Origin of the sequence: Streptomyces rubradiris (assembly GCF_016860525.1) — a bacterium.
Classification (GTDB): domain Bacteria; phylum Actinomycetota; class Actinomycetes; order Streptomycetales; family Streptomycetaceae; genus Streptomyces; species Streptomyces rubradiris.
Genome location: NZ_BNEA01000015.1, coordinates 4,739,019 through 4,762,843 on the forward strand (window position 1 = coordinate 4,739,019; position 23,825 = coordinate 4,762,843).

Annotated in this window: 22 protein-coding genes and 1 tRNA gene; 13 read left to right on the top strand and 10 right to left on the bottom strand. The window is 73.1% G+C overall.

Going from position 1 to position 23,825, the window contains the following annotated elements; all coding sequences use genetic code 11:
- Positions 1 to 2: 2 nt before the first annotated feature.
- From Srubr_RS34350 to Srubr_RS34360, 3 genes are all read left to right on the top strand, one after another.
- Positions 3 to 617 carry a GNAT family N-acetyltransferase gene (locus Srubr_RS34350; protein WP_189992152.1) on the top strand — a complete coding sequence of 205 codons (615 nt, stop codon included), beginning with the start codon at positions 3 to 5 and terminating at the stop codon, positions 615 to 617.
- A gap of 127 nt (positions 618 to 744) precedes the next feature.
- Positions 745 to 1,980 (top strand): divisome protein SepX/GlpR, encoded by a 1,236-nt coding sequence (gene sepX, locus Srubr_RS34355; RefSeq protein WP_189992150.1) that lies wholly within the window; start codon positions 745 to 747, stop codon positions 1,978 to 1,980.
- Between the two features lie 82 nt (positions 1,981 to 2,062).
- A tRNA-Ala gene (locus Srubr_RS34360) sits at positions 2,063 to 2,136 on the top strand.
- Between the two features lie 96 nt (positions 2,137 to 2,232).
- On the opposite strand, the gene Srubr_RS34365 is transcribed toward Srubr_RS34360, so the two are convergent.
- Positions 2,233 to 2,709 carry a GNAT family N-acetyltransferase gene (locus Srubr_RS34365; RefSeq protein WP_189992148.1) on the bottom strand — a complete coding sequence of 159 codons (477 nt, stop codon included), beginning with the start codon at positions 2,707 to 2,709 and terminating at the stop codon, positions 2,233 to 2,235.
- A gap of 78 nt (positions 2,710 to 2,787) precedes the next feature.
- Here Srubr_RS34365 and Srubr_RS34370 point away from each other — a divergent pair, with 78 nt between their 5' ends.
- Entirely contained in the window at positions 2,788 to 3,591 is an 804-nt protein-coding gene (locus Srubr_RS34370; RefSeq protein ID WP_189992146.1) for an exodeoxyribonuclease III, read from the top strand.
- A 50-nt stretch (positions 3,592 to 3,641) separates the two neighbouring features.
- On the opposite strand, the gene Srubr_RS34375 is transcribed toward Srubr_RS34370, so the two are convergent.
- Positions 3,642 to 4,262 (bottom strand): MerR family transcriptional regulator, encoded by a 621-nt coding sequence (locus Srubr_RS34375; protein ID WP_030779089.1) that lies wholly within the window; start codon positions 4,260 to 4,262, stop codon positions 3,642 to 3,644.
- A 178-nt stretch (positions 4,263 to 4,440) separates the two neighbouring features.
- Between Srubr_RS34375 and Srubr_RS34380 the strand changes: the two genes are divergently transcribed.
- The 4 genes from Srubr_RS34380 (at position 4,441) to Srubr_RS34395 (ending at position 8,048) form a co-directional block, all read left to right on the top strand.
- Positions 4,441 to 5,949: a flavin-containing monooxygenase gene (locus tag Srubr_RS34380; protein ID WP_189992145.1), complete on the top strand. Its 1,509-nt coding sequence runs from the start codon at positions 4,441 to 4,443 to the stop codon at positions 5,947 to 5,949.
- Positions 5,946 to 6,881: an alpha/beta fold hydrolase gene (locus Srubr_RS34385; RefSeq protein WP_189992143.1), complete on the top strand. Its 936-nt coding sequence runs from the start codon at positions 5,946 to 5,948 to the stop codon at positions 6,879 to 6,881. Before Srubr_RS34380 ends, Srubr_RS34385 begins: the two co-directional genes overlap by 4 nt.
- The gene (locus Srubr_RS34390) at positions 6,878 to 7,762 is read left to right on the top strand and encodes an SDR family oxidoreductase (RefSeq protein ID WP_189992141.1); all 885 of its coding nucleotides are present in this window, start codon (positions 6,878 to 6,880) and stop codon (positions 7,760 to 7,762) included. Before Srubr_RS34385 ends, Srubr_RS34390 begins: the two co-directional genes overlap by 4 nt.
- An 88-nt stretch (positions 7,763 to 7,850) precedes the next feature.
- Positions 7,851 to 8,048 carry a hypothetical protein gene (locus tag Srubr_RS34395; RefSeq protein ID WP_189992139.1) on the top strand — a complete coding sequence of 66 codons (198 nt, stop codon included), beginning with the start codon at positions 7,851 to 7,853 and terminating at the stop codon, positions 8,046 to 8,048.
- 7 nt (positions 8,049 to 8,055) lie between these two features.
- Here the strand turns inward: Srubr_RS34395 and Srubr_RS34400 are convergent, their stop codons facing one another.
- Entirely contained in the window at positions 8,056 to 11,364 is a 3,309-nt protein-coding gene (locus tag Srubr_RS34400) for a S41 family peptidase (RefSeq protein ID WP_189992137.1), read from the bottom strand.
- Between the two features lie 187 nt (positions 11,365 to 11,551).
- Between Srubr_RS34400 and Srubr_RS34405 the strand changes: the two genes are divergently transcribed.
- Complete coding sequence (locus tag Srubr_RS34405) at positions 11,552 to 12,145, top strand: TetR/AcrR family transcriptional regulator (protein WP_189992135.1); 594 nt, start codon at positions 11,552 to 11,554, stop codon at positions 12,143 to 12,145.
- Between the two features lie 117 nt (positions 12,146 to 12,262).
- Positions 12,263 to 14,467 carry an MMPL family transporter gene (locus tag Srubr_RS34410; RefSeq protein ID WP_189992133.1) on the top strand — a complete coding sequence of 735 codons (2,205 nt, stop codon included), beginning with the start codon at positions 12,263 to 12,265 and terminating at the stop codon, positions 14,465 to 14,467.
- An 87-nt stretch (positions 14,468 to 14,554) separates the two neighbouring features.
- On the opposite strand, the gene Srubr_RS34415 is transcribed toward Srubr_RS34410, so the two are convergent.
- The gene (locus Srubr_RS34415; RefSeq protein WP_189992130.1) at positions 14,555 to 14,983 is read right to left on the bottom strand and encodes a hypothetical protein; all 429 of its coding nucleotides are present in this window, start codon (positions 14,981 to 14,983) and stop codon (positions 14,555 to 14,557) included.
- A 111-nt stretch (positions 14,984 to 15,094) separates the two neighbouring features.
- On the opposite strand from Srubr_RS34415, the gene Srubr_RS34420 reads away from it, so the two are divergent.
- Together Srubr_RS34420 and Srubr_RS34425 are read left to right on the top strand one after the other, a co-directional pair.
- A complete protein-coding gene (locus Srubr_RS34420; RefSeq protein WP_189992128.1) occupies positions 15,095 to 15,607 on the top strand; it encodes a YbaK/EbsC family protein in 513 nt (170 codons plus the stop codon).
- A 69-nt stretch (positions 15,608 to 15,676) separates the two neighbouring features.
- Entirely contained in the window at positions 15,677 to 15,955 is a 279-nt protein-coding gene (locus Srubr_RS34425) for a DUF1876 domain-containing protein (RefSeq protein WP_189992126.1), read from the top strand.
- A gap of 34 nt (positions 15,956 to 15,989) precedes the next feature.
- Here the strand turns inward: Srubr_RS34425 and Srubr_RS34430 are convergent, their stop codons facing one another.
- The 4 genes from Srubr_RS34430 to Srubr_RS34445 all read right to left on the bottom strand — a co-directional run bounded on the left by Srubr_RS34430 (position 15,990) and on the right by Srubr_RS34445 (position 19,838).
- A complete protein-coding gene (locus Srubr_RS34430; protein WP_189992745.1) occupies positions 15,990 to 17,150 on the bottom strand; it encodes a serine hydrolase domain-containing protein in 1,161 nt (386 codons plus the stop codon).
- Positions 17,151 to 17,273: 123 nt separating this feature from the next.
- Entirely contained in the window at positions 17,274 to 18,032 is a 759-nt protein-coding gene (locus Srubr_RS34435; protein WP_189992124.1) for an energy-coupling factor ABC transporter ATP-binding protein, read from the bottom strand.
- Positions 18,020 to 18,781 carry a cobalt ECF transporter T component CbiQ gene (gene cbiQ, locus Srubr_RS34440; RefSeq protein WP_189992122.1) on the bottom strand — a complete coding sequence of 254 codons (762 nt, stop codon included), beginning with the start codon at positions 18,779 to 18,781 and terminating at the stop codon, positions 18,020 to 18,022. Before cbiQ ends, Srubr_RS34435 begins: the two co-directional genes overlap by 13 nt.
- A 1-nt stretch (position 18,782) precedes the next feature.
- Positions 18,783 to 19,838, bottom strand: a complete 1,056-nt coding sequence (locus tag Srubr_RS34445; RefSeq protein ID WP_189992120.1) for an energy-coupling factor ABC transporter permease — start codon at positions 19,836 to 19,838, stop codon at positions 18,783 to 18,785.
- A gap of 148 nt (positions 19,839 to 19,986) precedes the next feature.
- Here Srubr_RS34445 and Srubr_RS34450 point away from each other — a divergent pair, with 148 nt between their 5' ends.
- Complete coding sequence (locus Srubr_RS34450; protein ID WP_189992118.1) at positions 19,987 to 20,325, top strand: SsgA family sporulation/cell division regulator; 339 nt, start codon at positions 19,987 to 19,989, stop codon at positions 20,323 to 20,325.
- Here Srubr_RS34450 and Srubr_RS34455 read toward each other — a convergent pair whose 3' ends face one another.
- Together Srubr_RS34455 and Srubr_RS34460 are read right to left on the bottom strand one after the other, a co-directional pair.
- A complete protein-coding gene (locus tag Srubr_RS34455) occupies positions 20,326 to 21,993 on the bottom strand; it encodes a penicillin-binding transpeptidase domain-containing protein (protein ID WP_189992116.1) in 1,668 nt (555 codons plus the stop codon).
- Between the two features lie 95 nt (positions 21,994 to 22,088).
- Positions 22,089 to 23,726: a penicillin-binding transpeptidase domain-containing protein gene (locus Srubr_RS34460; RefSeq protein ID WP_189992114.1), complete on the bottom strand. Its 1,638-nt coding sequence runs from the start codon at positions 23,724 to 23,726 to the stop codon at positions 22,089 to 22,091.
- Positions 23,727 to 23,825 lie beyond the last annotated feature (99 nt).

Here is a 23,825-nt window from a genome sequence, read left to right on the forward strand (position 1 = left end):
TCGTGCTGGCGGACGGAGAGGTCGTCCTCCGGCCGATAAAGCTGCGCGACCAGCGGGCCTGGCGTGAGGTGAACCGGCGCAACCGCGACTGGCTGCGCCCCTGGGAGGCGACCATCCCGCCGCCCACGCCGAGCGGTCCGGTGGCGCACCGGCCGACCTACCGTCAGATGGTCCGGCACCTGCGCTCGGAGGCCGGCGCGGGCCGGATGCTGCCGTTCGTCATCGAGTACGAGGGGCGGCTGGCCGGGCAGTTGACGGTCGCCGGGATCACCTGGGGCTCGATGTGCTCGGGGCACATCGGGTACTGGGTGGACGAGGCGGTGGCCGGGCGCGGGGTGGTGCCGACGGCGGTCGCGCTCGTGGTGGACCACTGCTTCCGCACCGTCGGCCTGCACCGCGTAGAGGTCTGCATTCGTCCCGAGAACCGGCCGAGCCGCCGCGTGGTGGAGAAACTCGGATTCCGCGAGGAGGGGCTGCGGCCGCGCTATCTGCACATCGACGGCGCCTGGCGCGACCATCTGGTCTTCGCGCTCACCGCGGAAGAGGTGCCCGACGGTTTGCTGACGCGGTGGCACCGGGCACGCTCTCAGCGGGCTCAGCACACCGAGAGCCCGTGAATTGAAAATATGTTCGATTATTGAAAATCGCATCGTCGCGAAAAATGCTGGAAATATCAGCCAGATCGTGCGACACACCGGCCCAATTGGCGGATGGCCTCACGCAAACCCCTCTACCGTGTGAGGCGTGAGCAGCAGCGGCCTCATCTACGCAGTCATTGTCGGGGCCTGGGCCGCCTACTTGGTGCCGATGTGGCTCCGTAGGCAGGACGAGCTGAACGAGGCCCGTCCGACGGAACGCTTCAGCACCGCCATCCGGCTGCTTTCCGGACGGGCGGGCATGGAGCGCCGGTACGCCAGGGACCTGCGGGCGCGCTCCGCCCAGGAGGGGGAGCCGGACGCCGTCGGCCCGGACGCCGTCACCGACTCGGTGGACGTCCGGGCTTTCGCCGTGCCTCCGACCCGCCGTCAGGAGAGCCTGGACGCCGAGCCCCTGGACGACGGGCCGGAGGTGGCCGCGGGTGCCGAGCCGGACCCCGGCCGGTCCCCCGCGCCGGCGCCCGACCCCGCCTCCGTGCCCGCCCCGCAGCGTGAACCGGTGGCACGGCGCGCGTCCTCGGCGCAGACGGCCGCCGCGCGCGCCCAGCGCTCGAAGGTGCTCGCGCGCCGCCGGCGCACCACGGTGATGCTCTTCCTCGCCTTCACCCTCGGCACGGTCATCGCCGCCGTCGGCGGGCTCGCCTTCCTGTGGGCGCCAGGCATCCCGGCCGTGCTGCTCAGCGCCTACATCGCCTACCTGCGGACGCAGGAACGGCGCCGCTTCGCCTACCAGATGGACCGCCGCCGCGCCGAGGCCGCCGCCCAGCGCCTGCGGGAACGCCGGCCGCGCAGCCGCGCGTCCCTGGAGGAGGACGCGGGCGCGGACGAGGCGGACGCGGGGCAGGACGCCGGCCCGGACGACGCGGAGCTGTCCGCGCTCGCCGCCGACCGGCGGGCGCTCGTGGAGCAGACCGACCACGCCGAGTGGGTCGACCAGCAGCGCGAGCGGCAGCGGCGGCCCGGGCACGGGGAGAGCTGGGACCCGGTGCCGGTGCCCCTGCCGACGTACGTCACCGCGCCCGTGGCCCCGCGCGCCACCTCCGACGTGGACCTCGGGGCGCCCGACACCTGGAGCTCGGCGCGGTCCAGCGCGGTCGTGCCGGAGCAGGAGGCGGACCGTGCGCCGCGGGACGGGACGGGCGAACGCCCGGAGCCGGCCGCGGCGGACCAGCCGGCGGAGGGCCGCGGAGAGGCCCGCCCGCAGCCGCGGACCCGCTCGCGCGGCGCCGGCCCCGCCGCGGCCCGCCGGGCACGCGAGCGCGGCCGTACGCCGCTGTTCGACCAGTACGAGGACGGCGACCGGCCCCGCGCCGCCAACGAGTGACCTCGGTCACGCCCGCCCTGACCAGTCAGGGAGCGGATTTCCGAGCACCCGGATCGGGATGCTAGAGTTTCACTCGTTGCAAGGGCCTGTGGCGCAGTCCGGTAGCGCACCTCGTTCGCATCGAGGGGGCCAGGGGTTCAAATCCCCTCAGGTCCACTGCACGATGAGATCCCGTCGGTCATCACGACCGGCGGGATCTTCGTCGTTCAGGAATGCCGGAGGTGCCCCTCCCGCGAGGGGCGGCCGGGTGGCTCACAGGGGCTTGGCGTAGCAGAGGCTCTCCTCGTGGTGGCGGTAGTAGCCGAACTTGGCGCACGGCTCGTAGCCGCTGGAGGTGTACAGGGCGATGGCCTCCGGCTGCTTGGTGCCCGTCTCCAGGACCATGCGGACCCGGCCGGCCGCGCGGGCGTCCTCCTCCAGGGCCGCGAGGATGCGGCGGGCCAGGCCCCGGCCGCGCATCTCCTCGATGACGAACATGCGCTTCAGTTCGGCGTCGCCGTCCTCGTAGCCCTCGTCGTTGAGGTCCTGGCTGCGCCAGCCGCCGGTCGCCACCGGGCGGTCCCGCTCGTCGTACGCGATGAGGTACACGCCCCGGGGCGGGTCGAAGTCCTCGGGCGCCAGGGCCGTGGCGTCGCCCCCGTCGCCGTAGCGCAGGTGGTACTCGGCCTGGACCTCGTCGTTGAGCTTGACGGCGTCGGGGTGATCGAAGCGAACGCGGCGTATGTTCATGCTGGACATCGTATTTCTATGTGGTCGGCGGGAGCCCGGATTTTCGGACCCCGACCAGTGTGCCGGTATCGTGCCGGGGTGCTGACTGTGACCACCGTGAACGTGAACGGGCTGCGGGCCGCCGCCAAGAAGGGCTTCGTGGAGTGGCTCGCCGGAACGGACGCGGACGTCGTCTGCCTCCAGGAGGTGCGCGCCGAGCCGCACCAGCTGCCCGAGGAGGTCCGGCAGCCCGACGGCTGGCACGTCGTGCACGCCCCGGCCGCCGCCAAGGGCCGTGCCGGTGTCTCCCTCTACACCCGGCGCGAGCCCGACCGGGTCCGGGTCGGCTTCGGCTCCGCCGAGTTCGACGGCAGCGGCCGGTACGCGGAGGCCGAGCTGCCCGGCGTCACCGTCGCCTCCCTCTATCTGCCCTCCGGCGAGGTCGGCACCGAACGGCAGGACGAGAAGGTCCGCTTCATGGCCGAGTTCCTGGTCCACCTCAAGGAGCTGCGCGAGCGCGCCGCCGCCGACGGGCGCGAGGTGCTGGTGTGCGGCGACTGGAACATCGCCCACCGCGAGGCCGACCTGAAGAACTGGCGCGGCAACACCAAGAACTCCGGCTTCCTGCCCGAGGAACGGGACTGGCTCGGCCGGGTGTTCGCCGCCGGGGAGGGCGGCTACGTCGACGTGGTGCGCGCGCTGCACCCGGACACCGAGGGGCCGTACAGCTGGTGGTCCTACCGCGGGCGGGCCTTCGACAACGACTCCGGCTGGCGCATCGACTACCACGTGGCCACCCCCGGGCTCGCCGGCCGGGCGGTCAAGGGATTCGTGGAGCGGGCCGCCACGCACGCCGAACGCTGGTCGGACCACGCGCCGGTGACCGTCGTCTACGACCTCTAGGGGACCTCGGGCTCCACGGGGTCTCGCGCTCCAGGGGCCTCGGGGCCGGCTCAGTCCCGCTTGTTCAGCCGGCGGTCCAGGGCCAGGGAGAGTTCCGCCTCCACCACGCTGCGGGCCAGCGGGCGCAGCCGTCGTAGGTCGTCCTCGGGGGCGTGGCGCGAGATCACGTCGGCGAACAGGTCGGCCAGCGCCTCGGCGTGCTCACGGACGCGGGCGGCGGCGGCCAGGACCTCGGCGAGCGGGATGCCCTCGCGCACCAGCGCCGAGGAGACGTCCAGCAGCCGCCGGCTGATGTGCACGATCTCGTCGCCGTCGGTGCCGAGATAGCCCAGCTCCATCGCGGCGGCCAGGTTCTCGGGCGTGACCTCGCCCTCGAAGCGGGCGGCGAGTTCCTCGGGGGTGAGGCGGACCGGCTCCTCCTCGGTGGGCGGCCCCACGCCCAGCAGGTCGGCGACATCGCGGCCCTGGTCCAGCGCCTCGGCGAGTTCCGCTATACCGCTGAGGGTGTGGCCGCGCTCCAGCAGGGCCGCGATGGTGCGCAGCCGGGCCAGGTGGTGGTCGTCGTACCAGGCGATGCGCCCCTCACGGCGGGGCGGCGCGAGCAGCCCCCGCTCGCGGTAGAAGCGCAGGGTGCGCACGGTGATGCCGGCCAGCCGGGCCAGCTCCTCCATGCGGTACTCGCGCGGGCCTTCCCTGTGCTCTGCGTCCTCTGCCACGCCCGCAGCCTAAGGTGTACCCCCGGTAACTTTCCCTTCCCCGCCCCCTACCGCTCGGTACGGAGCTGCTCTACAGTCCCATTGCGCCAGTGTTCACTGGCACAGTTCCTAGGTGATGCGTGGAGGCTTCGGGATGGCCGAGCACGAGCATGTACGGGTGGCGGTGATCGGGTCCGGGTTCGGCGGGCTGGGGGCCGCCGTGCGGCTGCGCCGGGAGGGGGTCACCGACTTCGTGGTCCTGGAACGGGCCGGCAGCGTCGGCGGCACCTGGCGGGACAACAGCTACCCCGGGTGCGCCTGTGACGTGCCCTCGCACCTGTACTCCTTCTCCTTCGCGCCCAACCCCGACTGGCCGCGCACCTTCTCCGGGCAGCGGCACATCCGCGCCTACCTGGAGCACGTCACCGACCTGTTCGGGCTGCGCCCGCACATCCGGTTCGACTCCGAGGTCAAGCTGATGACCTGGGACGCCGAGAACCTGTGGTGGACCATCGAGACCACCCGCGGCACCCTGCGCGCCGACGTCGTCGTCTCCGCCACCGGGCCGCTGTCCGACCCGAAGATCCCCGAGATCCCGGGCCTGGACTCCTTCCCGGGCAAGGTGTTCCACTCCGCCCGCTGGGACCACGACTACGACCTGCGCGGCAAGCGGGTCGCCATGGTCGGCACCGGCGCCTCCGCGATCCAGATCGTGCCCGCCATCCAGCCGCAGGTCGGCCGGCTCACCCTCTTCCAGCGCACCCCGCCGTGGGTGATGCCCCGCGTGGACCGCGCCATCAGCGGACCCGAACGCTGGCTGCACCGGCGCCTGCCCGTCACCGCGCAGGCCCGGCGCGGGCTGCTGTGGGGCATCCGGGAACTCCAGGTGCAGGCGTTCACCAAGCACCCCGACGAACTCGGGCTCGTCGAACAGCTCGCCAAGCGGAACATGGCCCGCGCCATCAAGGACCCCGCCCTGCGCGCCAAGCTCACCCCGGACTACCGCATAGGCTGCAAGCGAATCCTGCTGTCCAGCGAGTACTACCCGGCGCTCGCCCGGCCCAACGTGGACGTCGTCGCCAGCGGGCTCACCGAGATCCGCGGCTCCACGGTCGTGGCGGCCGACGGCACCGAGGCCGAGGTCGACGCGATCATCTTCGGCACCGGTTTCCACGTCACGGACATGCCCATCGCCGAGCGGGTGGTCGGCGCGGACGGGACCACGCTCGCGGAGACCTGGAAGAACGGCATGCGGGCGCTGCGCGGCGCCTCGGCGGCCGGGTTCCCGAACTGGATGACGATCATCGGGCCCAACACCGGCCTGGGCAACTCCTCCATGATCCTGATGATCGAGTCCCAGCTGAACTACCTGGCCGACTATCTGCGCCAGCTCGACGTCCTCGGGGGCCGCACCGCCCTGGACGCCCGGCCCGCCGCCGTGGACGCCTGGAACGAGCGGGTCCAGGAGCGGATGAAGCGGACCGTGTGGAACACCGGCGGCTGCACCAGCTGGTACCTGGACCCGAGCGGCCGCAACACCACCATCTGGCCCGGCACGACCACCGAGTTCCGGCGCGCGACCCGGCGGGTGGACCTCGCGGAGTACGAGGTGATCCGCAAGCCCGCGCCGGTGGCCGGCCGCAGGAGCGAGGCGCTCGCGTGAGCCGCCGCACCCCGGCCGCCCCCGGCCCGTACGTCCCGCCCGAGCCCGCCCGCACCCTGACCGCCGTCTCCGCCGACGGTGCCCGGCTGCACGTCGAGGTGCACGGCCCCGAGGACGCGCCCGCCGTCGTGCTCGCCCACGGCTGGACCTGTTCGACGGCGTTCTGGGCGGCGCAGATACGGGAGCTGGCCGCCGGTCACCGGGTGATCGTCTACGACCAGCGGGGGCACGGGCGCAGCCCCGCGCACCCCGTGTGCACCACCGACGCGCTGGCGGACGACCTGGAGGCGGTGCTCGCGGCGGCCCTCGCGCCCGGGGAGAAGGCGGTGATCGCCGGCCACTCCATGGGCGGCATGACGGTCATGGCCGCCGCCGGGCGCCCCGGCTTCCGGGAGCACGCCGCCGCCGTCCTGCTGTGCAGCACGGGCAGTTCGCGGCTGGTCGCCGAGTCCCGCGTGGTGCCGTTGCGCGCCGGGCGGGTGCGCACCTGGCTCACCGGGCGCGTCCTCGGCTCGCGCGCCCCGCTCGGACCGGTCACGCCGGTGGCGAAGAGCGTCCTCAAGTACGCCACCATGGGCGCTGGTTGCGCCCCCGACCGGGTCGAGGCGTGCGCGCGGATCGTGCACGCCTGTCCCCGCGCGGTGCGCCACGCGTGGTCGAAGGTGCTGGCCACGCTCGACCTCGACCACGGCGTACGGCGGTTGACCGTGCCCACCGCCGTGCTGTGCGGCGCCGCCGACCGGCTCACGCCCCCGGTGCACGCCCGCGCGCTGGCCGCCGCGCTGCCGCACTGCCTCGGCCTCACCGAGCTGGCCGGCGTGGGCCACATGACCCCCGTCGAGGCGCCGGAGACGGTGACCGCCCGCATCCGTGAACTCGTCGGCACGTATGTCACGGGGGCCGCCCCCGTGCGGATCAAGGAGGGCGCATGAGCAGGGTGAGCCTGGAAGGACAGGTCGCGGTCGTCACGGGGGCCGCGCGCGGTGTCGGAGAGCTGCTGGCGCGCAAACTGTCAGCGCGCGGGGCGCGCCTGGCGCTGGTCGGGCTGGAGGAGGAGGCGCTCAAGGAGGTCTCCGGGCGGCTGCACCACGACAGCGCCTACTGGTACGCCGACGTCACCGACCACGAGACCATGAGCCGGGTCGCGCGGGAGGTGAAGGAGCGCTTCGGGAAGGTCGACATCGTCGTCGCCAACGCCGGTGTGGCGACCGGCGGTCCGTTCACGGACTCCGATCCGGTGGCCTGGCGGCGGGTGATCGAGGTCAACCTGATCGGCTCGGCGGTGACCGCGCGCGCCTTCCTGCCGGTGCTGGCGGAGAGCCGGGGCTACCTGCTGCAGATCGCCTCGCTGGCCGCGCTCACGCCCGCGCCGATGATGACGGCGTACTGCGCGTCCAAGGCGGGCGTGGAGGCGTACGCGCACAGCCTGCGCGCCGAGGTCGGCCACCAGGGCGTGCGGGTCGGCGTGGCCTACCTGTCGTGGACCGACACCGACATGGTGCGCGGCGCCGACCAGGACGACGTGATGCGCGAGCTGCGGCAGCGGCTGCCCTGGCCGTCGAACAAGACCTACCCGCTGGGTCCGGCGGTGGACCGGCTCGTCGCCGGGATCGAGCGGCGCTCGGCGCACGTGTACGGGCAGGGGTGGCTGCGCGGCATGCAGGGGGTGCGCGGCTGTCTGCCGGCGCTCATCGGGACGGTCGGGCAGCGGGAGATGAAGCGGTTCGCGCCCCGGCTGCGGGGGATGTCCTCCGGGCTCGTCGGCGCAGGTGGGGCGGCCGACGAGGCGGCCCGCGCCACGCACGGTAACTGATCGACATGCGGAGGGTGTTGGGCCGTGTGAATCTGGTCGAGGCCCCAGCGAGGGGCCGAATCCCCACCCACTTCGGGAGTGAACCCACATGGGTATGAAGGACCAGATGCAGGACAAGTCCCGCCAGGCCAAGCAGAAGGCCCAGGAGGAGGCGGGGCAGGCCCGTCAGAAGGCCGGTCAGCAGGGCCGGCAGGGCCAGCCGCAGCGCGGCACCCAGAACCACCGTGACATCGAGGACACGGAGCAGCAGGTGCGGGACCGGTTCAACCAGGACTACGACGCCTAGTCCGGTCCTATGACGTGGGGTGCCCTTCGCCGGGGGCACCCCACGCCCCTGTCTGTCCGGCCGGCCTCGGGGGCAGCTTCGGGCGGGTCCGGTCGGGCACGCCGGAGTAGTCCGGGGGGACCGCCGCCGGGCGGGTCTCCAGCAGTTCCAGGGCCAGCCGGACGGCCTCGCCCAGCACCGGGTAGCGGCCCTCGGCCCAGTCCACGGGGGTGCGCAGCACCTCGACGTCGGGGGCGACGCCGTGGTTCTCCACGGACCAGCCGTAGGCGTCGAACCAGGCCGCGTTCATCGGGACGGTGATGACGGTGCCGTCGCCGAGGCGGTGCCGCCCGGTCATGCCGACGACCCCGCCCCAGGTCCGCTGGCCGACGACCGGACCGAGCTCCAGCAGCTTGAAGGCGGCCGTGATCATGTCGCCGTCCGAGGAGGTCGCCTCGTCGGCCAGGGCCACCACCGGCCCGCGCGGGGCGTTGGAGGCGTACGACACCGGTTGTGCGTCCCGGGTCAGGTCCCAGCCCAGGATCGTACGGGTCAGCTTCTCCACCACGAGTTCGCTGATGTGCCCGCCCGCGTTGCCGCGCACGTCCACGATCAGCGCCGGCCGGGACATCTCCATGCGCAGGTCGCGGTTGAACTGGGCCCAGCCGGAGCCGCCCATGTCGGGGATGTGCAGATAGCCGCACTTGCCGTCGCTCAACTCCCGTACGACCTCACGGCGTTTGGCCACCCAGTCCTGGTAGCGCAGCGGCCGTTCGTCGACGAGCGGGACGACGGCGACCCGCCGGGGTCCGCCGGGCTCGCCGTCCGGCGGGGTGAACGTCAGCTCCACGGTCGTGCCGCCGGAACCGGCGAGCAGCGGGTAGGGGCCGGTCAGCGGATCGACCGGGCGGCCGTCGACATGGGTGAGGACGGCGCCCTCGCGGATGCCCGTGCCGGCCAGCGGGGAGCGGGCCCGGGAGTCGGAGGAGTCGCCGGCCAGGATGCGCCGCACCAGCCAACGGCCCTCGTGACGGACGAAGTTGGCGCCGAGCAGGCCCTGCCAGCGCTGGTAGTGGGCCGGGCCCTCGTTGCGGCGGGCGGCGGTGACATAGGCGTGGGAGGTGCCCAGTTCGCCCAGGACCTCGCGCAGCAGGTCGGCGAACTCGTCGGGGGAGGCGACGCGTTCGACCAGCGGGCGGTACTGGTCGAGGACCGCGTCCCAGTCGATGCCGCACATGCCCGGGTCCCAGAAGTAGGCGCGGATCAGCCGGCCCGCCTCGTCGTACGCCTGGCGCCACTCGGCGGGCGGGTCCACCTCGTGCAGGATGCGGCGCACGTCGATCCACACGGTCGTGTCGCCGTCGCCCACCTCGGTCGACGGCACCGCCCGCAGGTCGCCCTCGTCCACCACGACCAGCCGGGTGCCGTCGCCGCTGACCGCGAACCAGTCCAGGTGGTCGACCAGTTCGGACTTCTTCGCCTTGGTGATGTTGAAGTACTCCAGGGTCGGGCGTCCGCTGACGTCGGCCGGGTTGACGAAGGTCTCGCCGAGCGCGCCGGAGATCGGCCAGCGCAGCCAGACCAGGCCGCCGCCCGCGACCGGGGCGAGCCCGGAGTACTTGGAGGCGATCACCGGGAACGGGGTGACCCGGTTCGCCAGCCCCTCCACCTCGACCGTGACCGTGCCGGCCTCGCCGGTCTCCTCGTCCTCCAGCGGGTCCAGCCCGCCGGCCGCCGGCCGGCCCTCCGGATTGAGCGCGAAGGGGGAGGGGGTCGCCGAGGACAGCGGGACGAGGTAGGGGCGGCAGCCGAGCGGGAAGGACAGGTCGCCGGTGTGCACGTCGTAGACCGGGTCGAAGCCGCGCCAGGACAGGAAGGCGAGGTAGCGGCCGTCGCGGGTGAAGACCGGGTTCTCGTCCTCGAAGCGGCCGTTGGTCACGTCCACGATCAGCCGGTCCTTGATGCGGGCCAGCTTGATCTGCCTGAGCGAGCGGCCGATGCCGGGGTGCGACCAGGTGAGCCAGGCGCCGTCCGGGGAGAAGGCGAGGTCACGGACGGGCCCGTTGCCGGAGCGGACCAGCTCGGTGACCGTGCCCGTGTCCTCCGCAGCCGTCTCTTCGGGCTCGTCCGGTACGTCGATGAGCAGCAGCCGTCCGTCGTGCGAGGCGACCGCGAGCCGTTCGCCCAGCGGGTCGGAGGCCAGTTCCAGGACCCGGCCGAGGGCGCCGGAGGCCAGCCGGCGGGGGGCGCGGTCGCCGGTGGCGCGCGGGAGCCGGGAGATCTCGACGGCGTCCGCGCCCTCGGCGTCGGTGACGCAGGCGACCTGCCCGGTCGAGCCCAGCATCTCCGGCAGCCGTACCCGTACGCCGGGTGTCTCGGTGAGGGTGCGGGCCGGGCCGTCGCGGTGGGTGAGCCAGTACAGGCTGCCGCGGACGACGACCGCGCTGGCCCGGCCGGTCTCGTCCACGGAGATGCCGTCGACGTGCTGCGCGGCCGGCACCTGGTAGGGGCGGCGGCCGGTGCGGGGCCCGGCGAGCCGGACGTCGAGCCGGCGCGGTCCGGCGCCGGGGGAGAGGTCGTCCACCAGCCACAGGTCGCCCGCGCACTGGTACACCACTCGGCTGCCGTCGCTCGCGGCGTGCCGGGCGTAGAAGGCGTCGTGGTCGGTGTGGCGGCGCAGGCCGGTGCCGTCGGGCGCGCAGGAGTAGAGGTTGCCGACGCCCTCGTGGTCGGAGAGGAAGGCGATCCGGCCGGCGACGAACATGGGGCAGGCCAGATGGCCGCCGAGGTCCGCCAGCAGCCGCCGCCCGTGCAGCCACAGGCGGCCCGTGGCGCCGCCGCGGTAGCGCTTCCAGGAGGCCGGTTCGTGCGGCGGGGTGCCGGTGAGCAGCAGCGTCCGGCGCTCGCCGCCGGCGCCGGTGACCTGGATGTCGGAGACCGGTCCCCAGGGCAGCCGGCCGCCCGGGTCGCCGTCGGGCGGCACCTTGTAGGCCCAGGTGAAGTGGGAGAAGGGCTGGCCGTGGGAGGCGACGGCCAGGATGTCGCCGTCCGGGGTCCAGCCGCAGACCTGGGTGTCGACGCTGCCCCAGTAGGTCAGCCGGCGCGCGGGGCCGCCGCCGTCCACGTCGACGAGGTGGATCTCGGGGACGAGGCTGCGCCAGGAGGTGTAGGCGATGTGGCGGCCGTCGGGGGAGAAGCGCGGATGGCCGGCCTTGGTGCGGTCCGCGGTGAGCCGCCAGGCGCGCTCCGGGGCGCCGAGGCGGGTCAGCCAGAGGTCGTCCTCGGCCACGAAGCACAGCAGGTCGCCGCTGAGGTGGGGGAAGCGCAGATAGCTCACCCTCCCCATGCTTTTCCGGGCACCGGGCACCGGCAACTCGTGACCGGGGCGCCCGTGGCGGAGGCGTCTCCTTACGGGCTCTTCACGTTCGTGACCCAGCCCACGTACGAAACCGTTTCGTTTCGCTTAGTCCGCGGGGTATCTTCGGTGATACGAAGGCGGAAGACCCGGAGCGGAGGTGAGTGGCATGACCGAAGGCGTCGCGACGACGCGCCGCAGTCGGATCACGCCCGAGCGCGAGGCCGAGCTGTACGAGGCCGTGCTCGACCTGCTCCGGGAGGTCGGCTACGACGCCCTCACCATGGACGCCGTGGCCGCCCGCACCCGCTCCAGCAAGGCCACGCTCTACCGCCAGTGGGGCGGCAAGGCCGAGCTGGTCGCGAAGGCCGTCCGGCATCACAAGCCGGGCCGGGCCGCGGCGGTCGACACCGGGTCGCTGAAGGGCGACCTGCACGCCCTCATCCTGCACGCCGACGACTGCGAGATGGAGCAGAACTCCGCGCTGATGCGGGGCCTGGCCATGGCGGTGCACGGCAACCCGGACCTGCTCCAGGCATTCCGGGAACACCTGATCGAGCCGGAGCTGGCCGAACTGCGCCGGATGCTCCAGCGGGCGGTCGAGCGGGGCGAGGTCCGCGCGGACAACCCCGCGACCGGGTTCGTGCTCCACATGATGATCGGCGCGTTCGCCGCCCGCACCCTGATCGACGAACAGCCGCCGACACAGGACTTCCTCCTTTCGTACATCGACGCCGTGGTCCTCCCCGCCCTCGGCGTCTGAAACCGACGCAACCCCCCACCTCCCCAGCAAGCCCACCACCTGACGTCACCGCTCACGTCGTCGGGCTGATCACCCCTGCCCAGCTGAACCCACGACTTGACCGGGAGAACGCCTTAAGTGGCTACGTTCCTGTACAAACTCGGCCGCCTCGCCTTCCGGCGACGGCACTTCGTCGCCCTGATATGGGTCGCTCTGCTCACCCTCGCCGGGGTGGGCGCCGCCTCCGCGCCGGCCCCCGGCAACACCTCCTTCTCCATCCCCGGCACCGAGGCCCAGAAGGCCTTCGACCTGCTGGAACAGCGCTTCCCCGGGATGAGCGCCGACGGCGCCACCGCCCGGGTCGTCTTCAAGGCCCCGAGCGGCGAGAAGATGACGGACGCCGGCAACAAGGCGGCCGTCGAGAAGACCGTCAAGGAACTGGGTGGCGGCCCCGAGGTCGCCTCCGTCGCCGACCCCTACACCGGGCACGCCGTCAGCAAGAACGGCACCATCGCGTACGCGTCGGTGAAGTACAAGGTCTCCGGCATGGAGCTGGCGGACACCACCCGCGACGACCTCAAGGAGGCCGCGCAGCACGCGCGGGACGCCGGACTGACCGTCGAGATCGGCGGTGACGCGCTGAACGCGACGCCGGAGACCGGCTCCGGCGAGATCATCGGCATCGCGATCGCCGCCGTCGTCCTCGTCATCACCTTCGGCTCGCTGCTCGCCGCCGGCCTGCCGCTGCTGACCGCCATCATCGGCGTCGGCATCGGCGTCGCCTCGATCACCGCGCTGGCCTCCGCGCTGGACCTGGGCTCCACCACCTCCACCCTGGCCACGATGATCGGCCTCGCCGTCGGCATCGACTACGCGCTGTTCATCGTCTCCCGCTACCGAGCCGAACTCGCCGAGGGCCGCGAGCGCGAGGAGGCCGCCGGCCGCGCCGTCGGCACGGCGGGCTCCGCGGTGGTCTTCGCCGGCCTGACCGTCGTCATCGCCCTGGTCGGCCTGTCCGTCGTCAACATCCCGATGCTGACGAAGATGGGCATCGCGGCGGCGGGCACGGTCGCCATCGCCGTCCTCATCGCCCTGACGATGATCCCGGCGCTGCTCGGCTACGCCGGCCGCAAGGTCAAGCCGGCCGGCGAGAAGAGCAAGCTGCTCGGCGGCGGCCGTACGCCGGGGCGGCCCGGCCGCCCCAACATGGGCACCCGCTGGGCCCGGTTCGTGGTGCGCCGCCCGGTCGCCGTGCTGCTGCTCGGCGTCCTCGGCCTCGGCGCGGCGGCGCTCCCGGTCGCCTCCCTGGAGCTGGGCCTGCCCGACGACGGCTCCCAGCCCGTCTCCACCACCCAGCGCCGCGCCTACGACCTGCTCTCCGAGGGCTTCGGTCCCGGCTTCAACGGCCCGCTGATGGTCGTGGTCGACGCCAAGGACAGCGCCCGGCCCAAGGAGGCGTTCGCCGAGGTCGGCGCCGAGATCAAGGGCCTGAAGGACGTCGTCACGGTCACCCCGGCCGCGCCCAACAAGGCCGGCGACACCGCGACGATCACCGTGGTGCCCAACTCCAAGCCGTCCTCGGTGACCACCGAGGACCTGGTGCACGCCATCCGTGACAAGGGCGCGGAGATCACCCGGGACACCGGCGCCGAGGTGCTCGTCACCGGTTCCACGGCGATGAACATCGACGTCTCGCAGAAGCTGAACGACGCGCTGCTGCCGTACCTGGCCCTGGTGGTGGGGCTCGCGTTCCTGCTGCTGATCGTGGTGTTCCGCTCGGTGCTGGTCCCGCTGAAGGCGGCCCTCGGCTTCCTGCTGTCGGTGCTCGCCGCGCTCGGCGCCGTCGTCGCGGTCTTCCAGTGGGGCTGGCTGTCCGGCCTGATGAACGTCGAGCAGACCGGCCCGGTGATGTCGATGATGCCGATCTTCATGGTGGGCGTCGTCTTCGGCCTCGCGATGGACTACGAGGTGTTCCTCGTGACCCGGATGCGGGAGGCGTACGTCCACGGCGAGACGCCCGGCCAGGCCGTGGTGACCGGCTTCAAGCACGGCGCCCGGGTCGTGTCCGCCGCCGCCGTCATCATGATCGCCGTCTTCTCCGGCTTCATCGGCTCCAGCGAGTCGATGGTCAAGATGATCGGCTTCGGCCTCGCGATCGCCGTCTTCTTCGACGCGTTCGTCGTCCGCATGGCCATCGTCCCGGCGGTCCTCGCGCTGCTCGGCAAGCGGGCCTGGTGGCTGCCGAAGTGGCTGGACCGCGCGCTGCCCAACGTGGACGTGGAGGGCGAGGGCCTGCGCACCCACGCCGAGCCGGAGGAGGAGAAGGAACTGGTACGCGCCTGACGTACCGCTTCCGGCACCGGTCGGCCGGTGAGGGTGCCCGTGGGGACGGGGACGCACCCTCACCGGCTTCTCGCCGTCCGGGGCCGCTCAGGTGCGCCGCAGGCGGAACGTGGGGCACACTTCGGGGTCGTCGTCCTCGTAGAGGTACATCCGCCGGGAGTCCTTGGCGATCGACAGGCTGTCCAGGGTGTCCTCCTGGAGGAACCGTTCCGGCTCGGTGAAGGAGAGCCGGACGTGCCCGTACTCGTCGGAGCCGGTCGGCCAGTTGCGCACGGTCACCTTCCCGCCGGTGCCGTCGTCCGACGCCTCAAGGGTGAGCGTCACGCCCTTGGCGTGGGCTTCCCCCACGTAGGTGCCGGCGAGTTCCCCCGAGGTGGCCGAGACGGCCCGCTTGCCCATGCACGCCTCGACGGCGGTGGCCGCGGAGGAGCAGCCGGCCAGGGGGGACAGCAGCACCAGGGCGGCGGCGGCCGTCACCAGGCGCGCCCCGCCGCCCGTCAGGGAAACCCGGGTCACCGTCACTTCTCCTCCGCCGGGATGCGTTATGACGACGGACCGGGGTCCCCTCCGGTTCCGGGGACCGAAACCCGCGTGAGCGGCGGCCGGGTGTGTCGTAGCGTGCCCCGCATGACGACGACAGACGCCGACACCGAGGAATTCGGAGCCCACCCCCGGTTCGCCGAAGCGCTGCGGGAGCTCGGGCTGGAGGACCTCCTCGCCCGCACCCGCCGCTTCCCGGAGGCCACCCGGACCGCGGCCGAGGCCGCCGCCGCGATCGGGTGCGGACTGAGCCAGATCTGCAAGTCCCTGGTCTTCGCCGCCGACGGGGAGCCCGTGCTGGTGCTGATGGACGGGGCCTCGCGGGTGGACGTGGAGCGGGTGCGCGAGGAACTGGGCGCCGGGAAGGTCGGCCGGGCCGACGCCCGGGTGGTGCGGGAGACCACCGGGTACGCCATCGGCGGGGTGCCGCCCTTCGGGCACCGCACCCGCACCCGGGTCCTCGCCGACCGCGCTCTGCTGGAGCACGACCTGGTGTGGGCGGCGGCCGGGACGCCCCACACCGTCTTCCCCGTGGCGCCGAAGGACCTGGTGATGCACGCCGGCGCCACCGTCGCGGACGTACGCGAACGCACCGCCTGACACCGCCGACATGACGGGGCGGGGGGACAGGGCGCACCCTGGAAGCAGCGATTCTCGGAGGTGGTCGTGATGACGCACACCCCTGTCGGCTGGCACGTCGAGCTGGAGTTCAAGGAGGAGGACGACCAGCACACGCGCGCGGCGGCCCTGGTACGCCTGCCCGACGGCAGCGAGGTACGGGCGCACGGCCGGGCCAGCAGGCACCAGGTCGACGCCAACCAGCCCCGGGTCGGCGAGGAGATCGCCGGCGCCCGCGCCCTGAACGACCTGGCCATGCAACTGCTGACCAAGGCGCACGAGGAGATCGACTCGGCGTCCGGGCGGACCTCCCACCCGATCCACGTGTGATCCGCGCCCGGCGTGCGCCGGGCGCGGTCGTGGCTCAGGCGAGCGCCGTGCGGACGGCCCGTACCAGCGCCTGCGCTCTCGGGTCCGCCGTCACGCTCGCGCGGAAGCCGTTGGTGACGTAGCCGAAGGCGATGCCGGACTCCGGGTCGGCGAAGGCGAGGGCCCCGCCGCGGCCGGGGTGCCCGAAGGAGCCGGGGGACAGCAGCGGGGACGCGGCGCCGTGCAGCATGTAGCCGAGGCCGAAGCGGGTGCCGGCCACCAGCACCCGGTCCGGCCCGGCGGACCGCTCGGTACGGGCCAGCTCCATGGTGTCCGGGGTGAACAGGCGGGTACCGCCGTCCACCTCGCCGATCAGCGCGGCGTAGAAGCGGGCCAGCCCGTCGGCCGTGGCGATGCCGTTGGAGGCGGGCAGGGCGGCGGCGCGGTAGCCGGGGTCGTTCTCGTCCGGCTGCGGGGTGATCGCGGCGAACGCGCGGCGGGTGAGGGAGTCCGGGTCGGCGTAGGCCTCGGCCACCGCGCGCTTGGGACGGGTCTTCAGACCGCCCGCCGTCTCGGGCGTCGCCGCCGGGCCGACCCGGCCGGCGCGGGCCCGCTCCGCCTCCGGCAGCCCGAGCCACAGGTCGGCACCGGCCGGCCCGGCGATCTCCTCGGACATCCACTCGCCCACCGGGCGGCCGGTGATCCGGCGCAGCAGTTCGCCGGTGAGCCAGCTGTAGGTCTGGGCGTGGTAGCCGTGGTCGGTGCCCGGCTCCCACACCGGCGCCTGGGCGGCCACGGCCGCGGCGCCGAGGTCGGGGTCGGCGGCCTCGGCGGGGGACAGCGGGCGGTCCAGGACGGGTACGCCCGCCCGGTGCGCGAGCAGGTGCCACACCCGCGCCCGCTCCTTGCCGGCCGCCTTGAACTCCGGCCAGTACGTGCCGACGGGGGCGTCCAGGTCCAGTTCGCCGCGCTGGTGCAGGAGCAGCAGGCCGGCGGCGGCCACGCCCTTGGTGGCCGAGCGCACGATCTGCGCGGTGCCGGGCTCCCAGGGCGCCGTACCGTCGATGTCCCGGGTGCCTGCCCACAGGTTCACCACCCGGTGCCCGTCCCGGTAGACCGCGACGGCCGCGCCGCGCTCGCCGAGCCGTGCGAAGTTCCCGGCGAACGCCTCCCTGACCGGCTCGAAGCCCTCGGCCACTGTGCCGTTCACGTCCACGTCCGCCATCCCTTCCCGATCGCCTGCGACAGTGGGTGCAACAGGGCACGCACGCCTGCGATTCCTCGGTGGAACCGGCCCAGCGGAATCGTTACATCGACGTTGCCGGGGTGGGGCGGGGCGTCAGGCGCCCATGGCCACGGACTTCGGGTCGAAGCCGAACGGCAGCTCCAGCCGGTGCGCCCGCATCAGCTCCTCGTCGGAGAGCAGCTCGCCGGTCGGGCCGTCCGCCGCGATCACGCCGTCACTGAGGATCAGGGAGCGGGGGCACAGCTCCAGCGCGTACGGCAGGTCGTGCGTGACCATGAGGACCGTCACGTCCAGCGAGCGCAGGATGTCGGCGAGCTCACGGCGGGAGGCCGGATCCAGGTTGGACGACGGCTCGTCCAGGACCAGGATCTCCGGTTCCATCGCGAGCACGGTGGCCACCGCGACCCGGCGGCGCTGCCCGAAGGACAGGTGGTGCGGCGGCCGGTCGGCGAAGTCCCGCATGCCGACCCGCTCCAGCGCGGTGTTCACCCGTTCCTCCAGCGCGGCGCCCTTGATCCCGGCGGCGGCCGGGCCGAACGCCACGTCCTCCCGCACGGTCGGCATGAATAGCTGGTCGTCCGGGTCCTGGAAGACGATGCCGACCTTCTGCCGGATCGCGGCCATGTGCTGCTTGCCGACCGGCAGCCCGGCCACGGTCACCGTGCCCGTGCCGCCGCTCAGGATGCCGTTGAGGTGCAGGACCAGGGTGGTCTTGCCGGCGCCGTTGGGGCCGAGCAGGGCGACCCGTTCGCCGCGCGCGAGGGAGAAGTCCACGCCGAACAGGGCCTGGTGTCCGTCCGGGTAGGCGAAGGCGAGGCCGGAGACCTCCAGAGAAGCAGTCACAGGAACCATCCCAGCAGACAGACGACGAGGGCGGCGCAGGGGAGGGCGAGCGCGTGCCGCCACTGGGCGCCGGAGGCGGTCACCTCGTCGATGACCGGCATCGATCCGGCGTAGCCCCGGCTCACCATGGCCAGGTGGACCCGCTCCCCGCGTTCGTAGGAGCGGATGAACAGCGCGCCGGCTGACTTGGCGAGCACGCCCCAGTGCCGCACGCCCTTCGCCTCGAAGCCGCGCGACTCCCGGGCGATCCGCATCCGGCGCATCTCGTCGGTGATGACGTCGCCGTAGCGGATCATGAAGGAGGCGATCTGCACGAGCAGCGGCGGCAGCTTCAGCCGTTGCAGGCCGAGCAGGAGTTCACGCAGCTCGGTGGTGGCGGCCAGCAGTACGGAGGCGGCGACGCCGAGGGTGCCCTTGGCGAGCACGTTCCAGGCGCCCCACAGCCCGTTCACGCTGAGCGAGAGCCCGAGGACGTGCACCCGCTCGCCCTCCGCGACGAACGGCATGAGCACCGCGAACGCCACGAACGGCACCTCGATCAGCAGCCGCCGCAGCAGGAAACCGGCGGGCACGCGCGCGTGGTACGCGACGGACGCGAGCAGCACGGCGTACGCCGCGAACGCCCACATCGCCTCGCGCGGGGTCGACACCACGACCACCACGAACAGGAACGTGGCGGCCAGCTTGGTGTGCGGCGGCAGCCCGTGCACGGGCGAGTGCCCCTGCCGGTACAGCCGGTGCGCGTGTCCCGCTCCCACCTCAGACGCTCGTGTTCACCGGGGAGGCGTCGTCACTGCGCCGCCTGCGCAGCGCCCAGAACACCGCGCTGCCCGCGACGACGGTGACGCCGACGCCGATGACGCCCGCGAGACCGCCGGACAGCCGGGCGTTGGAGATGTCCTTCACGCCGTAGTCGGCCAGCGGCGAGTCGGCCGTGGCGTGCTCCTCCTCCTTCTTGTCGATCCCCTTGTCGTGCGCGACCTTCTCCAGGCCGTCGGGGTTGGCGGAGGCGTAGAAGCTGACGAAGCCGGCCAGGACCAGGGAGGTGACCAGGCCGGTCACCCACAGCGTGCGCCGCGAGGTGCGGGCCGCGGCGGGCGCCGGGGTGACGGGCTCGGCCGCGGGGGCGTCCACCAGGGCGCCGTTCACCCGCAGCTGGAGCCGCTGGCGCAGGCCGCGCGCGCCGTGCACCAGGTCGGGGCGGACGGCGATGACGGCGCCGACCGTGAGCGCGGTGATGACCGCCTCGCCGATGCCGATGAGGACGTGGACGCCGATCATCGCGGTGGCGACCTTGCCGATGGGGACGTCCGTGGTGCCGCCGACCGCGTAGATCAGGGTGAAGGCGACGGCGGCCGCGGGCACGGAGACCAGCGCGGCGACGAAGGACGCCACGGTCACCGAGCGCCGCTTGCGGGGCAGCACGGCGAGCAGGCCGCGGAAGACGGCGTACGACACGACGGTGGTGACGAGCGCCATGTCGGTGATGTTCACGCCGAGCGCGGTCAGCCCGCCGTCGGCGAACAGCACGCCCTGCATCAGCAGCACCACGGACACGCACAGCACGGCCGTGTACGGTCCGACGAGTATCGCCGCCAGGGCACCGCCGAGGAGGTGTCCGCTGGTTCCGGCGGCGACGGGGAAGTTGAGCATCTGTACGGCGAAGATGAACGCGGCGACCAGACCGGCCAGCGGTGCGGTGCGCTCGTCCAGCTCGCGGCGGGCACCGCGCAGGCTCACCGCGAGGGCGCCCGCGGCGACCACTCCGGTGACCGCGGAGGTCGGGGCGTCTATGAATCCGTCAGGTACGTGCACCCGACGATTTTAGGCCCTTGTTGCGAACCCCTCGCAAGAGAGACAAAGTCTCGTCTCCCACCGGGGCGCGAACCGGAAAATGTGCCACTCTGGATGGAAGCGGAAGAACAGCTTTCACATAGGTCACCGTGCGTGAAAGGGCGGTCCGATGTCTGTGGTCGAACAGTACGCACGCGCTCACATCGTCACGGACGAGGAGGGCCCGGGGGCCGTGCCCGTCGTGCTGCGCTACGACCCCGACCGCGATCCCCGCTCCGTCCGCATCGGACTGCCCGGGCCGCACGAGTGGACCTTCTCCCGGGCGCTGCTCGAACGGGGACTGCGCGCGCCGGCCGGGACCGGCGACGTGCGGGTGTGGCCCTGCGGGCGGGTCCAGGCCGTCGTGGAGTTCCACACCGGCCACGGCGTGGAAGTCGTGCAGTTCGACTCCAAGACCCTGCTGCGGTTCCTGCGCCGCACCTACACCGCCGAGCCGGTCCGCGGCTGATCAGCCGCCGAGCTTCAGCAGCGACGCCACGATGGGACCGGCCGTGTCGCCGCCGTGGCCGCCCGCCTGGACCACGCCCGCGGCGGCGAGGTCGCCCCGGTAGGCGGTGAACCAGCCGTTCGGCTTCTTCTGGCCGTCCACCTCCGCCGAGCCGGTCTTCGCGCCGTAGTCCGGGCCGAGCCCCGCCATCGCCTCCGCCGCGGTGCCGGAGGCGGCCGTGTACCGCATCAGCTCGCGCAGCTGGGAGAGGGTCTTCGGGGACAGGGTGCGCGCGGCGGTGGCCAGCGTCCGGTGGTCGACGGACGGGGCGACCAGGTACGGCTGGTGGAAGGAGCCCGCCTTCACGGTGGCCGCGACCGACGCCATGTTCAGCGGGTTCATCCGCACTCCGCCCTGCCCGATCAGCTCGGCCGCCATCTGCGCCGCCGACTGCACCGGCACCGAGCCGTCGACGCTGGGCACGCCGATCGCCCAGTTGTTCATCGACAGCCCGAACACCTGCTGGGCCTGCCGGGTCAGGTCGTCGTTGTCCAGCTTCTTCGCCTGGCTGATGAAGGCGGTGTTGCAGGAGCGGGCGAAGCTCGCCTTGAACGTGCCGCCCTTGATCTCGAAGTCGTCGTCGTTGTGGAACTTCCAGCCGCCGTAGGTGAACGTCTTCGGGCAGGGGTGCTGCTTGTCCGCCGAGGCCAGGCCCTTGTCGATGAGCAGCGAGGCCGTGATGACCTTCATCGTGGAGCCGGGTGCCAGGGAGCCCTGGAAGGCGGTGTTGAAGCCGTGCCCGCTGTTGGCGACCGCGAGGATCTCGCCGGTGGAGGGCCGCAGCACGACCACCGAGGCCTTCGCCCGCTTGTCCACCTGCCGCTCGGCCGCCGCCTGGAGCGCCGGGCTGAGCGTCGTTCGCACCGTGCCCGGGGTGCCCTCGCTCAGCTCCGCCAGCGTCTTGTCGGACAGCTTGGCGGCCTTGGACTCCTCGCCGCGCACCACGCGCAGCTCGACGCCCGCCTGGCCGCCGGCGGTCTTGCCGTACTTCTCCCGCAGCCCGTCCAGCACCGTGCCCAGCGACGGGTACCGGGCGGCGGTGATCTCACCGCCGTCGCGGTCCAGCGCCTTGACCGGCGGGGTGCCGGAGGCGCCGGTCACCAGCCGGTCGCCGTCCCTGAGGTCCGGGTGGACGACGGCCGCGTGCCAGTCGACCCGCGGCTCGCCGTCACCCGGGCGGCGCACGACGGTGAGCGAGCTGCCGTAGGCCAGCGGCTTGCTGATGCCCTTGTAGGCCACGGTGGCGCGGACATCGAAGGGCACCGTGCCGCCCTTGGCCGCCTTGGGGGTGAGGGTGACGTCCTTCAGGTGGGCGTCCTTGGTGTAGCCGGTGAGCAGCGGGGCCGCCGCCGCGGGGTCGTCGGTGGCGGCGGCGGCCTCGGCGGCCTTGCCGTGCTGCCAGGCGGTGAGGAAGCGGGTGGTGGCCGTGCGGACCTCGGCGGCGGTGAGCGGGCCGGTCTTCACGCTCTTGTGGCGGGCCGTGGCGGCGGTGCCCTCGTCGGCCGCGGCCCCGCCGTCGTAGAGCGCGTAGAGGCCGACCCCGGCGCCGCCGACGACCACGGCGAGCATCCCGCCGAGCACGGCGGGCCGGGTCTTCCGCCGCTCGGCGACGCGCCTTCTCTTGCCCACAGCCTCAGTTCCTCCGCGCGCTTCCCAGGCTCTCCTAAGCCCTCACACTCCCAACGACGGCTTTCACCTTACGGTCCCCGTCTTCACGGGTGATCTCAACCGGCGTTCCGTAGCACGGTTGCGACAATCGGCCCGGCTGCGTCGATGCCGTGCCCGCCGTCCTGGACCATGGCCGCCGCCGCGACATCGCCCCGGTACCCGGTGAACCAGCTGTCCGAGCCGGCCGTGTCGTCGGCCTCGGCGGAGCCGGTCTTGGCGCCGACGTCCCCGCTCAGCCCGGCCATCACCCCGGCCGCGGTGCCGGTGCGCGCGGTGCGGTTCATCATCGCGCGCAGCTGGCGGACGGTGTCCGGCGCGAGGCCGCGCGCGCGTGCCGGTGCGCGGCCGTCCAGGCTCAGCGGCACGATCACCGGCTGGCGGAAGGCGCCGGTGATCGCGGTCGCCGTCACGGAGGCCATGTTCAGCGGGCTCATCTGCACCTGGCCCTGGCCGATCAGGCTGGCGGCGGTGTCCGGGCCGCCGGAGGCGGGGACCCGGCCGTCGAAGGTGGGCACACCGACCTGCCAGTCGTTGCGGCCCAGCCCGAACCGGTCCTCGGCCTCCCGGGTGAGGGAGTCGGGCTTCAGGTCGTCGGCGAACTTGATGAACGCCGTGTTGCAGGAGCGGGCGAAGCTGTCGGCGAGGGTGGCGTGCTCGTCGGGCGCCAGTCCCTGGAGGTTCTGGAAGGTCTGGCTCTCCGAGACGGCCGAGGGCGGGCAGGGGGCCGGGCCGTCCGCCGTGGTCAGGCCGTTGTCGATGAGGGTCGCCGCGCTGACGATCTTCATGGTGGAGCCGGGGGCGCGTTCGCCGAGGAGGGCCGCGTCGAAGCCGTCGTTCCGGTTGTTGGCGACGGCGAGGATCTCCCCGGTGCTCGGCTTGACGGCCACCACGGAGGACTCGGGGTACTTCATCACGGCCGCCTCGGCCGCCGCCTGGACGCTCGCGCTGAGCGTGGTGGGGAGTCGGCCCGGTCTGCCCTTGACCAGGGTGACCAGCGGGGTGTCCGCGGCCTGGCCGCCGTCCGGCGCGGCCTGGTGCCGGATCACCAGCTCCACCCCGGGCCGGCCGCCGGACCTGTCGCCGTACCGGCCGCGCAACTCGTCCAGCAGGTGGCCGAGCGAGGGGTACTTCCCCCGGTCCAGCACCTTCCCGGTGCGGTCCACGGCCTCGATCCGCGGGGCGGACGACTCGCCGGTGGCCAGCGTGTCGCCCTGGCGCAGCCGGGGGTGGACGACGGAGGGCCGCCAGTCGACCAGCGCCCGGTGCGAGGTGACGCCGCGTACGACGGTGAGGGTGCCGCGGTAGGACAGCGGCTTGGAGGCGCCGTCGTAGGACACCGTCGCGGTCACCGCGAAGGGCACCGTGGCGCCGTCGGGGGTGCCCGGTGCGATCCGCACCTCGGCTATGTGCGCGTCCTGGCCGTAGGCCGTCAGCAGCGTTTTCGCCGCCTCCGGATAGTTCGTGTAGGAGGCCGCGGTCGCCGCGTCCCCCTTCTCCCAGGCGGCGAAGAACGCGTTGGCCGTCTCCTTCACCTCCGGGCCGCTGGGCGGCCCGGTCCGCGGGGGCGCCACGCCGGCCGCCGTGCCGCTGTCACCGCTCATCGCGGACGCGAAGGTGTAGAGCCCGTAGCCGGCGCCGCTCAGCAGCGTGACGCACACCCCGCCCACCACGGCCGCCTTGACCCCGTTGCGCATGACGCGGTCCCCCCTCCCGTTCAGCCTGTTGAACACGTTCAATTCGACGTGCGGAGGAACTGTAAGCGGTTGCGGTGCCCTTGGGGCGGGTGTTGTCGA

What these genes read in the sequence shown, in the direction of transcription:
- Srubr_RS34365 (WP_189992148.1), bottom strand. Translation starts at nt 2,709, where the DNA reads ATGAACATACGCCGCGTTCGCTTCGATCACCCCGACGCCGTCAAGCTC.
- Srubr_RS34375 (WP_030779089.1), bottom strand. Translation starts at nt 4,262, where the DNA reads ATGGAGGAGCTGGCCCGGCTGGCCGGCATCACCGTGCGCACCCTGCGC.
- Srubr_RS34380 (WP_189992145.1), top strand. Translation starts at nt 4,441, where the DNA reads ATGGCCGAGCACGAGCATGTACGGGTGGCGGTGATCGGGTCCGGGTTC.
- Srubr_RS34390 (WP_189992141.1), top strand. Translation starts at nt 6,878, where the DNA reads ATGAGCAGGGTGAGCCTGGAAGGACAGGTCGCGGTCGTCACGGGGGCC.
- Srubr_RS34395 (WP_189992139.1), top strand. Translation starts at nt 7,851, where the DNA reads ATGGGTATGAAGGACCAGATGCAGGACAAGTCCCGCCAGGCCAAGCAG.
- Srubr_RS34405 (WP_189992135.1), top strand. Translation starts at nt 11,552, where the DNA reads ATGACCGAAGGCGTCGCGACGACGCGCCGCAGTCGGATCACGCCCGAG.
- Srubr_RS34420 (WP_189992128.1), top strand. Translation starts at nt 15,095, where the DNA reads ATGACGACGACAGACGCCGACACCGAGGAATTCGGAGCCCACCCCCGG.
- Srubr_RS34425 (WP_189992126.1), top strand. Translation starts at nt 15,677, where the DNA reads ATGACGCACACCCCTGTCGGCTGGCACGTCGAGCTGGAGTTCAAGGAG.
- Srubr_RS34435 (WP_189992124.1), bottom strand. Translation starts at nt 18,032, where the DNA reads ATGGTTCCTGTGACTGCTTCTCTGGAGGTCTCCGGCCTCGCCTTCGCC.
- Srubr_RS34450 (WP_189992118.1), top strand. Translation starts at nt 19,987, where the DNA reads ATGTCTGTGGTCGAACAGTACGCACGCGCTCACATCGTCACGGACGAG.
- Srubr_RS34460 (WP_189992114.1), bottom strand. Translation starts at nt 23,726, where the DNA reads ATGCGCAACGGGGTCAAGGCGGCCGTGGTGGGCGGGGTGTGCGTCACG.